The 11,311-nt window shown below is 74.2% G+C and carries 9 protein-coding genes and 1 pseudogene; 6 read left to right on the plus strand and 4 right to left on the minus strand.

Annotated elements, in window-relative coordinates:
- Nucleotides 1-36 precede the first annotated feature (36 nt).
- The 3 genes and pseudogenes from C1I99_RS34845 to C1I99_RS32385 all read left to right on the plus strand — a co-directional run bounded on the left by C1I99_RS34845 (nucleotide 37) and on the right by C1I99_RS32385 (nucleotide 1,950).
- A pseudogene (locus C1I99_RS34845) lies at nucleotides 37-513 on the plus strand (DUF6882 domain-containing protein).
- Between the two features lie 161 nt (nucleotides 514-674).
- The gene (locus C1I99_RS22985) at nucleotides 675-944 is read left to right on the plus strand and encodes a hypothetical protein (RefSeq protein ID WP_111136289.1); all 270 of its coding nucleotides are present in this window, start codon (nucleotides 675-677) and stop codon (nucleotides 942-944) included.
- 118 nt (nucleotides 945-1,062) lie between these two features.
- A complete protein-coding gene (locus C1I99_RS32385; protein ID WP_146604029.1) occupies nucleotides 1,063-1,950 on the plus strand; it encodes a hypothetical protein in 888 nt (295 codons plus the stop codon).
- A 169-nt stretch (nucleotides 1,951-2,119) separates the two neighbouring features.
- Here C1I99_RS32385 and C1I99_RS22995 read toward each other — a convergent pair whose 3' ends face one another.
- Complete coding sequence (locus C1I99_RS22995; RefSeq protein WP_111136291.1) at nucleotides 2,120-2,974, minus strand: helix-turn-helix transcriptional regulator; 855 nt, start codon at nucleotides 2,972-2,974, stop codon at nucleotides 2,120-2,122.
- Nucleotides 2,975-3,073: 99 nt separating this feature from the next.
- On the opposite strand from C1I99_RS22995, the gene C1I99_RS23000 reads away from it, so the two are divergent.
- Nucleotides 3,074-3,838: an SDR family oxidoreductase gene (locus C1I99_RS23000; protein WP_111136292.1), complete on the plus strand. Its 765-nt coding sequence runs from the start codon at nucleotides 3,074-3,076 to the stop codon at nucleotides 3,836-3,838.
- Nucleotides 3,839-4,298: 460 nt separating this feature from the next.
- On the opposite strand, the gene C1I99_RS23005 is transcribed toward C1I99_RS23000, so the two are convergent.
- Complete coding sequence (locus C1I99_RS23005; protein ID WP_111136293.1) at nucleotides 4,299-5,183, minus strand: dihydrodipicolinate synthase family protein; 885 nt, start codon at nucleotides 5,181-5,183, stop codon at nucleotides 4,299-4,301.
- Between the two features lie 70 nt (nucleotides 5,184-5,253).
- Here C1I99_RS23005 and C1I99_RS23010 point away from each other — a divergent pair, with 70 nt between their 5' ends.
- Both C1I99_RS23010 and C1I99_RS23015 read left to right on the plus strand, forming a co-directional pair.
- Entirely contained in the window at nucleotides 5,254-6,201 is a 948-nt protein-coding gene (locus tag C1I99_RS23010; RefSeq protein WP_111136294.1) for a LysR family transcriptional regulator, read from the plus strand.
- Nucleotides 6,202-6,366: 165 nt separating this feature from the next.
- Entirely contained in the window at nucleotides 6,367-7,125 is a 759-nt protein-coding gene (locus C1I99_RS23015; RefSeq protein WP_111136295.1) for a hypothetical protein, read from the plus strand.
- 36 nt (nucleotides 7,126-7,161) lie between these two features.
- Here the strand turns inward: C1I99_RS23015 and C1I99_RS23020 are convergent, their stop codons facing one another.
- Together C1I99_RS23020 and C1I99_RS23025 are read right to left on the minus strand one after the other, a co-directional pair.
- Nucleotides 7,162-9,549, minus strand: a complete 2,388-nt coding sequence (locus C1I99_RS23020) for a tetratricopeptide repeat protein (RefSeq protein WP_111136296.1) — start codon at nucleotides 9,547-9,549, stop codon at nucleotides 7,162-7,164.
- A partial coding sequence (locus C1I99_RS23025) for an ABC transporter permease (RefSeq protein ID WP_146604030.1) occupies nucleotides 9,546-11,311 on the minus strand: 1,766 nt, incomplete at its 5' end. The genes C1I99_RS23020 and C1I99_RS23025, both read right to left, overlap by 4 nt.

Below are 11,311 nucleotides of genomic sequence, written 5' to 3' on the forward strand. Positions count from 1 at the left end.
GTGTTCGACTCGGGCGACGAGGGGCGGTCGGTTCGCATGGATCAACGAGCTGTGCATGATCACGGGTTGTGGGAGTCGGTTGCGTCGGCGGCTCGTGACAGGATCGGGCAGCGGCAGGCAGCGATGGTCTCTGACCATGGACTCAGCGGCGATGTGCAGTACCACTGGTCGATGGACGACGGCAGCATCGTCTGGTCGCGCGGCGGCTCGGACTTCCTCCGCGGCCGGATCATGGTGATCGGCAGCGTGGACCATGTCGAGCAGACATGGTTGTGGTCCTAGGCTAACGACACGTTACCGCGGGCGATGCTCGGTGACATCGCTGCCGTGCGCTGCTACGGCGAAGAACATGTCTTTCCCCTGTTGGTCTGGCCGAGCTTCCGGGCCGAGCAGAAGCCGGTGGCGCAGGCCAGGGTCGTGGCTGCCGATGTGCTGGCCGCCGAGGGCCTGTGGTTCGAACCCGGCGACGAGGTGGACCTGCACTTCGCCATTCACGATCTGCGCCGGGTCTGAGGGTGCCTACGGCAGACCCTCTCGCCGACTGGCAGCATCACGCCGCTCGACTTCGCGGAGCATGAGCGCGAGACTCCGCGACCGCCGTTTCGTCAGCGCGACGCGCCGACCACGCCGCTGCCGGTCCGCTACCCGGAGCCGCGCCCGGAGCGGAGCGCGCGGTGAGCACCGGGAGGCGCGAGCACCTGCCGGTCCGGCCGGTGTGGCTGTGCCGGGTGGACGCCCACCCGTGGCCGTGCGGCGCGGCCCGGGTGAGCCTGATGCGCCAGTACGTCGGGGACCGGACCAGCCTCGCCGTCTATCTCGCGCCGCTGATGCACGACGCCATCGACCTCTACCAGCTCAGCCCGGATGCCGTGCCGTCGCCCGCCGTGCTGTGGGACAGGTTCTTCGCCTGGCTCGACGTCACCCGCCGCTCGGCCCTGTTTTGAAGTCGGGCGGCGCGTGTCGTGAAGCCACTACATCGATCTGAAGGCCGCCGCAGAGGCCTGTGCTCGTCGGCGTTAGGCTCGGAGGGAACGGGCGTGCCATCACGATCGTCGAACGGCCATGAAGAAGATGTCGCCCGTCCTCGCCTTGCTGCTGCTCGCCGGGAGCGGGGGGTGTGCAGGTCAGACCGCCGCCGCTCCCGCAACGTCGGCGTTTCCTGGGGCGGGTGCCGGCCCCGTGAACGTGGTTCCTGACGGGTATGTCGGCCGCTTTCGGGTCGTGGCAACGGTCCTGGAAAATGAACACCACGGCCCGCAGTTGTGCACCGCACTTGCCGAATCAATGCCGCCGCAGTGCGGCGGGCCCGACATTTCCGGCTGGGTATGGGACGGGGTGAAGCACGAGTCAGCCTCGAGGACAAAGTGGGGTGCGTACTTGATCATCGGTACGTTCGACGGCCGGACCTTCAAGCTGACTGAACCGCCGAAGGTCAACGACGGCAGCCTCAATCCCGAGCCACGCACTCCCGACTTCACCTCGCCCTGCCCGGCACCGGCCGGCGGATGGCGGCCCGTCGACCAGGCCACCACCACCGCCGCCGCGCTCCAAGCCGCCGAAAGTATGGTCACCGCCGACCCCGACTTCGCTGGCCTCTGGATCGACCAGAAGCTGCCGCCCAACGATCTGGCTACACCGGCGAGCGATCCGGCCAAGCTCGTGCTCAACGTACGGTTCACCAAGGATCTGGCCCTCCATGAAGCCCAGATACGCACGGTGTGGGGCGGCGCCCTGTGCCTGTCCGGAGCCGAACGCTCCCTCGCCGAGCTTGCCGAGATCCAGCAGGAGCTCGCCAACGAGCCGCTGATGACTCACACCTCAACCGACATTGTCACCGGCACCGTGGAGGCTGGAGTGATCATGGCGACCCAGGCGCGTCAGCGGGAGCTTGACGCCATGTACGGCCCGGGAGTGGTCAACCTTGTCGGAGCACTCGAACCAATCGATTAATCCCAAGATCCAAGCACTGCTGAAACGGCAGGTGAGGTGGGCCGTAGACAGGGTCCCCTGGTGGAGTTCAGTCGATTGGCCGGTGGTGGGGTAGGCCGTTAGGTGCCAGGTGGGGCGGGGTGTGGATCGCTGGGTAGTCGAGCCACCAGTCGGACCGGCGGAGCCCCCGCTAGCTGGGCCGGGCGTCGGCGGGGAAGCGCTCGTGCCCCAGCACGCCGAGCAGTTGCAGCTTGTCGTAGCCCTCGCTGCGCGGGGGAGCGGTCAGCACGAGCAGCGCCTGGGACTGGTCCTCGGTGAACAACGCCTGGCAGTTGAGTTCGATCGCGCCGAGCTGGGGGTGGATGAGTGTCTTGTGGTCCTCGAAGCGGGTGGCGACCTCGTGCCGTTCCCACAGTTCGGCGAACTCCGGGCTGGCTTTCTGCAACGCCCGTACGACTTCGCCGGCCCGCGACTGCGGGCCCATCTGCCCGTAGGCGGCGCGCAGGCTCGCCACCTGGGCCCGGCTCTGCCGGTCGCGGTCGTCCTCGGGGTAGCGCAGCCGTTCGGCGGGGTGGGTGAACCAGCGGTAGATCCCGCTGCGGGCGAGGCCTGTGTACCCGGACACGTCGCCGAGCAGGGACTCGGCCATCCGGTTCTGCACGAGCGTCTCCCCGAGGCTGTTCAGGATGAGCGCCGGGGTGTCGTCGAGGCGGTCCAGCACCCGCAGCAACGCGGGGGCGACGTGCGTCGTGGCCGACCCGGACGCGGGTGCGGTGCGCCCGGCGACCCGGAACAGGTAGTCGCGCTCGCCGCCGGTCAGCCGCAGCGCCCGGGCGAGCGAGGCGAGCATCTGCTCGCTCGGCTGCGGGCCGCGCTGCTGCTCCAGCCGGGTGTAGTAGTCGGTTGACATGGCCGCGAGGGCCGCGACCTCCTCCCGCCGCAGCCCCCGGGTCCGGCGGCGCGCTCCCACGGTCAGCCCGATGTCCTCGGGCCGCAACGCCTCGCGGCGGCGGCGCAGGAAGGCGGCCAGTGCTGCACGATCCATGATCCCAGTATCCGCCCGCGCCCGGCGCGAACCAGGGATTACCGATCCCCCGATAAGCGCTCTCTGTACCCGCCCGAGCACACCGGCGAGAGTCGAGGCATGAACATCTCCGGAAACACCATCTTCATCCCCGGCTCCACGAGCGGGATCGGTCTCGCCCTCGCGCTCGCCCTGCACGCCCGGGGCAACACGGTGATCGTCGGTGGCCGGCGGGCGGAGCTGCTCGACCGGATCGCCGCGGAGCACCCCGGCATCGACACCGTGCAGGTCGACACGACGGACGCCGCGAGCATCGACTCCGCCGCCAAGCAGGTGCTGGCGAAGCACCCGGAGCTCAACGTCCTCGTCACGATGGCCGGCATCATGCGCGTCGAGGACTGGCACAGGCCCGAGTCCATCCTTGCGTCGGCGGAGGCGGTGGTGACGACCAACGTGCTCGGCCCGATCCGCCTGATCGCCGCGTTCGTCGAGCACCTCCAGGCCCAGCCGGACGCCACGATCGTCACCGTCTCCTCGGGTCTCGCGTTCACGCCGCTCAAGGTCAGCCCGACCTACAACGCGTCGAAGGCGGCGATCCACATGCTCAGCGAGTCGATCCGGCTGCAGCTCGCCGACACGACCGTGAAGGTCGTGGAGCTGGAGCCGCCGGCCGTCCGCACCTCGCTGCTGCCCGGCCAGGAGAACAGCGACTTCGCGATGCCGCTCGACGAGTTCGTGGCGGAGGTCGTCACCCTGATGGAGTCGCAGCCCGACGCGAAGGAGATCCAGGTCGAGCGGGTGAAGTTCCTCCGTTACGGCGAGGCGCGCGGCGACTACGACCAGGTCGTCGCGATGGTCAACGCGTCCGACCCGCACGGGAAGTAGGCGGGGACCGCCGGTCACCTCGCGGGCTTGCCGGCAGGGGCGGTGGACCATTCCGGGTTGCCCAGAGTGGTCACCTACTCGTGCACCTTGCCCACGTCGTTTGGGGCGAAGGCGAGGCTGAGCATCAGCAGCAGCAGTCGTGCCTTCTGTGGCAGCAAGTCGTCACCGGTCACGATCGGCTGAGAGTTGCTGCCGACAGATCGAACGGGGTCGTCCACCGCTCGGGGTTGTCGCACGTGTCGACCCGGGCCGGTGCCCGCCCCACCTTGACGTTCGATCCGTCGATCCAGCCCATCCGACGCCTGCGCAACATGACCTCCGTGGGGTGTGGGACCCCGGCATCCTGTCCGTCGGAGTTTTCCGCCCGATTGCCGACGTTCCGGCTGTGTTGCGGGAACCCCCGCTGTCTCGCCTGCGCTACGGCGGGCGCGCGGCGACGACAACCGGGTCGTCGTGACGCTCAACGGGTCCGACCCGCGCGGGAAACAGGTTCCAGCAGCCGCAGCGCCGCCCGCACGCTGGCCGGCGCGGCGGGCAGCAGCGGCAGCCGTACGGCCGGGGTCGGGATTCGGCCCTGCGCGTGCAGGACAGCCTTGACCACGGCGGGGTTGGGCTCGGCGAACAGCGCCGCGGACAGGGCCGCGAGCCGGTGCCCGAGCGGCCGGGCCCGGTCGGCGTCGCCGGTGCGCCACGCCTCGACCAGCGCGGCGTACCCGGCGGTGGCGACGTGCGCGGAGGCGAGGATGCCGCCGTGCGCGCCGAGGGCGAGCAGCGGGGAGATGACCACGTCGTCGCCGCCGAGCACGGCGAAACCGGCCGGCGCGTCGGCGAGGAACGCCACCGTCGCCGCGTCGACGCCGCCGACGGCGTGCTTGAGCCCGGCGACGCCGCGCAGGTCGGCCAGCCGCCGCAGGGCGTCCGCGCCCAGCGGCTGCCCGGTCCGGTACGGGATGTGGTAGGCGACCAGCGGCACCGGGCTGGCCTGCGCGAGGTGAGCGAAGTGGGCCAGCACGCCCGCCTCACCGGGCCTGACGAACGGCGGCACCAGGCACAGGGCCGCCGCCACCTCCGGCCGGTCGGCGAGCGCGCGCAGTGCCGGCGCGGTGTTCGCGCCGACCAGCAGCGGCGCGCGGCGCTCCCGGCACACACCGGCGAGCACGTCCACCACCTGCCGCTGCTCGGTCTCGGTGAGCGCGCCCGGCTCGCCGGTGGTGCCGAGGGCGACGACCCCGGCGGCGCCCTCGTCCAGCACCTGGCCGGCGAGCGCGCCGAGGGCGTTGACGGCGACGGCCCCGGAGTCGTCGAACGGCGTGATCAGCGGTACGTACAGGCCGGTGAGTGTCATGACTCCAGCCTGAGCGCCCGAACCGGTTAGAACCAGCTCGGCTTTCTCAACAGACACGTAAGCTGAGCTGATGCTTGACGTCCGCCGGTTGCGCCTGCTGCGGGACCTGGCCCACCTGGGCACCATCGCCGCGGTCGCCGAGGCCCACACCTACACGCCCTCCGCCGTGTCCCAGCAGCTCGCCGCCCTGCAACGGGAGGCGGGCGTGCGGCTGCTGGAGCGCGCCGGCCGGCGGGTGGCGCTCACCCCGGCCGGCGCGGCGCTCGTCCGGCACACCGAGGTCGTCCTCGCCGCCCTGGAGGCCGCCGACGCCACCCTCGCCGGAGCCCGGGCCGGGCTCTCCGGCAGCGTACGCATCGGCGCGTTCCCCAGCGCCGTGCGCACCCTGCTGCCGCCCGCCCTGGTGGCCCTCGCCCGGGACCATCCCGCGCTCGACCTCATGGTCACCGAGCTGGACCCGGTGGACGTTCCGGCGGCGCTGCGCGACCGGCGGCTCGACGTCGCCCTGCTGCACGACTACGACACCGTGCCCGTCGAGCCGGACCGGGCCCTCGACTCGACGCCGCTGCTGGACGAGACGGTGTACCTCGCCGTGGCCGCCGGCACCGACCCGGCCGCCGACCCGATCGAGGGTGCCCGGCACGCAAACTGGATCGTCGGCAGCCCCGGCACGCTGTGCCATGCGGTGGCGCGGCACGCCTGCCAGCTCGCCGGGTACCAGCCGACGGTGCGGCACCAGGCCGACGACTTCACCGCCGCGCTCGCCCTGGTGGCCGCCGGGCAGGGCGTCGCCCTGGTCCCGCAGCTCGCCGTCAACCAGCCGCCGCCGGGCGTACGCCTGCTGCCGCTGGCCATCCGGCGGCGCACCCGCGTCGCATACCGCAAGGGGGCGGCCAGCCATCCGGCGGTGGCCGCCTGCGTCGCCGCGCTCCACGCCACCGCCGCCGCCTTCCCCGGCGACGACCCGCCCGGCCGGCACGACGAGCCGCCGCCGGGCGGGCCGCCGTCAGCCGCGTGAGCCGGAGTGGGCCCCCAGGAGCCGGCGCCGTGCCGCAGCGCCCGCACGTCCGAGTTGACACGCGCCGGTGCGGCGGCGAACATCGCGGGATCAGGTGTCGCGACCTCGGCAGCCACCCGGGCCGTACGGGCTGAAACGTCGACTCTTCCCCGAAGGGCGACGCGCATGCACCCGATGCTTCGACGGCTCGACGACCTCGCCGCGCACCTGGCCACCCGGCCCGACGTGCTCGCGCTGCTCGGCCTCGGCTCGGCCGGCGTCGAGCACGACCGGCTCGACGACCACTCCGACCTGGACTTCTTCGTCGTGGTCGACGACGGCGCCAAGGCCCGCTACGTCGACTCGACCGACTGGCTGGCGCTGCCCTGCCCGGTGGCGTACAGCTTCGCCAACGACCGCAACGGCCGCAAGGCGCTCTACGCCGACGGCATCTTCGTCGAGTACGCCGTGTTCACCATCGACGAGCTGGCCCGGCTGCCGTTCACCGGGGCGCGCGTGGTGTGGCAGCGCGACGACGCGCCCGCCGGGCTGGCGAGCTGCGGGCCGGCGCCCGCCCGGCCGCCGTACGACACGGTCGAGTTCCACCTCAACGAGGCCCTGACCAACCTCTACGTCGGCCTGCACCGCGAGCTGCGCGGCGAACGGCTGACCGCGACCCGGTTCATCCAGTCGTACGCGGTCGACCGGGTGATCGCCCTGCTGACCCTCACCCGGCCCGGGGCGGCGCACCGCCGCGACCCGTTCGAGCCCAGCCGCCGGGTCGAGCAGGCGTTCCCGCCGCACCTGCTGCCGCTGGCCGCGATGGTGCCCGGGTACGGGCACAACCGGGACGCCGCCCGGGCCACCCTGGCCTGGCTGGACGAGCGGTTCACCGTGGATCCGGTCATCGCCGGCGCGATCCGGCAGCTCCTCGACGCCGGGTGACGGCACCCGCCGGTCCGGCGGCCGGTGACCGTGCCCTCAGCCCGGGTGGGCCTGCGGGGCGCGGTCACCGGCCAGCCGGCCGTCCGCCGCCGCCTGGCCCTCCTCGTCGCCGGCCGCCTCGCAGACCGCCGCCGCGTCCACCCAGCGCCGGCGCGCCTCGCCGGGGTCGCCGAGGGCCGCCGCCGCGTCGCCCAGGTGTAGCAGCGTGCGCCCCAACCCCGCCGTCGGCCGCCCGCCCTCGCGCAGCCGCCGGCTCTCCGCCAGCATCTCGTACGCCCGCCGGGCCTGCCCGGGCGCGGCGGCCAGCAGCGTGGCACCCGCGTTGAGCAGCGCGGCGGCCCGGTTCGTCGGATCGGCCACCGACTCGTACTCGCGCAGCGCCGCCCGCCAGGCCTGCGCCGCGTCGAGGTGCTCGCCCAGCTCCGCGTGCACCAGCACCAGGTTCGTCAACGCCGCCGCGTAGCCGCGCGCGTCGCCGAGCGAGCGGAACGTGTTCGCCGCCCGGACCAGATGGTGGTGGGCGATCTCCAGCTCGCTCCGGGCCAGCCGGGCGGCGCCGAGCCCGAGGTCGGTCAGCGCGTGCCCGGCCCGGTCTCCGCTGGAACGGTGCCGGCGGGACAGCTCCAGGTGCTCGACCGCGTCGTCGAGCTGGCCCAGGTCGAGCAGCACCAGGCCGAGGTTCATCCGGGACTGGGCGGTGCCCCGCCGCCCCCGCTCGGCCACCGCCAGGCTCAGCGCCGCGGCTGCCCGCTGCGGGTCGCCCCGCCGTCGACGCAGCGCCCCCAGCTCGTTGTGCGCCCACCCGGCGATCTCCGGCCGGTCGTCGGCGGTGGGGGTGGCCAGCACCGTGCGGCACACCTCGTCCCACTCGTCGAGGCGTTCGACGTGCGCGAGCCACCCGCACAGCGCCACGGCCAGCCGGAACCACCAGCGGCGCACCCGGCGCGGCAGCGCCCGCACCGCGCCCGCCGGCACCTTCACCACCGCCAGCAGCAGCTCCTGGTGCAGGTCGAACCAGCCGTACGGGTCGTCGTCCAGCGGTAGCGGCCGGTCCCGCTCCACCGGGGAGGCGGCCACCACCAGGGTGGCGGCGTGCCGCTCGGCCCGCCGGGCCAGGTGCCGGGTCAGCCGCGCCTGCGCGGTGACCCGCCGCCGTACCGGCTCGTCCTCGCGCAGGTGCATCCGGGCGTACGGGGCGAGCAGCGGGCGCACCTCGTAGCGGTCACCCTCCGCGCCGACCACGAACCCGCCCGTGGCCAGCTCGTGCAGCAGCGTCGCCACCCGTTCCGGGCGGCGGCCGGCCAGCGCGGCGATCGTCGGCCGGTCCAGCGGCGCCGGGCTGAGCGACATCAGCCGCCACAGCCGCCGTGCCTCGGCGGTGAGCGCGTGGTACGCGGTGTCCCGGGCGGTGACCAGCAGGGTGGCCGGGGAGGTGGCCGCCCGCTGGTGCGGAGCGGTGTCGACGGCCCGGCGTAGCGCGTCCCGCACGTCGGCGTGCCGCCAGCCGTGCTGGGCCGTCCGTCGGCCCAGCTCCGCCACCGTGCGCGGTTGCCGCCCGCACAGCTCGACGACGTCGCATACCGCCGGATCGGTGCGCGGGTCCGGGCGGTGCGGGCGGGCGACCGGCGCGGCGGCACCCGCCGCGGCGAACAGCTCGACAGCGTCGTCGGCGTCGGGTTCGGTGAGCCCGTACGCCATCACGCCTTCCTGCGCCTCCAGCGCGCCGGTGCCGGCCAGCAGCAGCCGGCACGTCCGAGCGGTCGGCGGCAGCAGCGGCCGGACCTGCGCCGGGTCGTCCACGTTGTCCAGCACCAGCAGGATCCGCCGGCCGTCGAGCTGCCCGCGCAGGTCGTCGGCGGCGTCGAGGAGGTCGTCGGGCCGGCCGGAGGCCGGCGGCCGGGTGCCCAGGATCCGGGCCAGCGCGGTGAGCACCTGCGGCGCCGACTGCGGCCGGCCGCCTCGGCGCAGGTCAAGGTAGTAGCAGCCGTCGGGGAAGTCCTCCCGGCACAGGTTGGCCGCCTGGATCGCGCACGAGGAGGTGCCCACCGCGCGCCGGCCCACCACCGCCACCGCGTGCTCGCGCCGCAACGCGTCGATGACCGCGTCCACCTGCCCGGCCCGCCCGGTGAAACCCGCCGGCCACGGCAGTGTCGGCGCGCCGACCGCCGGGGCGGCCTCGCCGCTGTCCGCCACCGCCGCCTGTTCCCGCTGGTGGCGGCGCCACTCGACGAGGATGGCGGCGGCCAGGCCGAGCACGATCACCCCGGCGCTCGCCGAGCCGAGCTGCGCCACGGACAGCTCGGAGAGCAGGTTGCCGGTGACGTTGCCGAGCACCGCGCTGACCGTGCCGCCGAGCACCCCGCCGACCGCGAGCAGCAGGCTCAGCCGCCGCGGCCGGCGAGGGCGCCGTGCTGGCCCGGTCACCGGACACCCCCGGCGACCAGCCCGGCGACGAGCTGCCGGCGGGCCAGCACCACCAGCAGCACCGGCAGCGCCGAGGCGAGTACCGAGCCGGCGGCGAGCAGCCCGCTGCCGGCGACGAAGCCCCGGGTCTGCCCGGCCAGGAACAGCCCCAGCGGCGCCGCGCCCGGACCGCTGAACAGCAGGCCCACCACCAGGTCGTTCCACACCTGCACGAACTCCAGCACGGCGACCGCGACCACCGCCGGCCGGTTGTGCCGGGCCAGCAGCCGCAGCGTGCCCCACCAGTGCCGCCCGCCCACCCGGGCGGCGCGGACCTGCTCGGCCGGCAGGTCGGCGAACGCGTTGCGCAGTACCAGCACAGCGAACGGCACGCCCAGCGCGACGTGCACCAGCGCCAGCCCTCGGATCGTGCCCGACGACAGCACCACGCCGAGCACCTCGTTGACCGGCCCGGCGATCACCTGCACCGGCACCACGGCGGCGCCCATCAGCAGCAGGCCGGTCGCCTGCGCGGGCGGCCCGGTCAGCCACGCCAGCGGGTACGCCGCGAGCAGGGCGACACCCAGCACCACCGCGGTGACCACGGTCGCCAGCACCAGCGTGAACCCGAGGGCCCGCCACAGGTCGATGCCGGTGAGCAACGTGCGGTAGGAGTCGAGGCTGGGCGTGCTCGACCACCAACCTCGGGTGGCCGCGTCCACCCGCCCCTGCAACGAGGTGGCCAGCAGCACCCCCAGCGGCAGCAGCCAGGCCACCGCCGCGCCCGCCGCGAGCAGCCGGATCACCCGGCGGGGGGCCGGCGTCGCCGGGTCGGGCTCGGCCGGCGCGGGCTGCCGCGGCGGCGGCCACGCCTGCCGGACGAACAGCGCCGCCACCAGCATGCCGGCGGCCACCGCCACCAGCCACACCACCCCGAGCGCGGCGCCCTCGCCGGTGGTCGCCGCGCCGGAGGTCTGCCAGACCCGCAGCGCCAGCACCGACGCCTCGTCGCGCACCGAGCCGGGCGTCATCACCAGGATCAGGTCGAAGGTGCGGCTGGTACCGAGCGCGACCAGGGCGAAGACCACCGCGACCGTCCGCAGCAGCAGTGGCCGCCACTGTGCGTCCCACAGCACGTCCCGGCGGTTGCCGCCGAACGCGCGGACCACGTCGGCGAGGCTCGGCGGCACCGCGTCCAGGGCGGCCCGCAACACCAGCACGGCCAGCCCCACCCAGGCCCACACGAACGCCGACATCAGCGCCACCGTGACCAGCCCCGGGCCGAGCAGCTGCGGCGCGTCGTCCAGCGGCCGCCCGGTCAGCCGGGCCAGCAGCAGGGTGACCAGCCCTCGTTGCGGGTCCGGGTCGTACATCAGCCGGAAGGTGACCCCGGTGACCACCAGCGGCAGCGCGGCCGGCACCACCAGGATGAGCCGCACCAGCCAGCCCTCCTGGGAACGGCGCGACGCCGCGGCCAGCAGGTAGCCGAGCACGGTCACCACCGTCGGCACCAGCAGCGCCCACAGCACCGTGCGGCCCACCACGGCGGCGGTGCCCGGCGCGGCCAGGGCGGTGCGGAAATGCTCGGCGCCGACCCAGCGGCCGTCGGTGGTGATGCTGGCGTGCACCGTGCGCAGCACCGGCCAGGCAACCAGCCCGCCGAGCAGCAGCAGCGCGGGCAGCAGCAGCGCCCAGGTGGCCCCCGCCGCCGGGTAGGCCCGGCCGCGCCGGGGCGGACCGACGTCGTCGAGCACGGCCAGCTCGCCCAGCATCGGCCTGGGGC

The organism is Micromonospora deserti, assembly GCF_003236335.1.
Classification (GTDB): domain Bacteria; phylum Actinomycetota; class Actinomycetes; order Mycobacteriales; family Micromonosporaceae; genus Micromonospora; species Micromonospora deserti.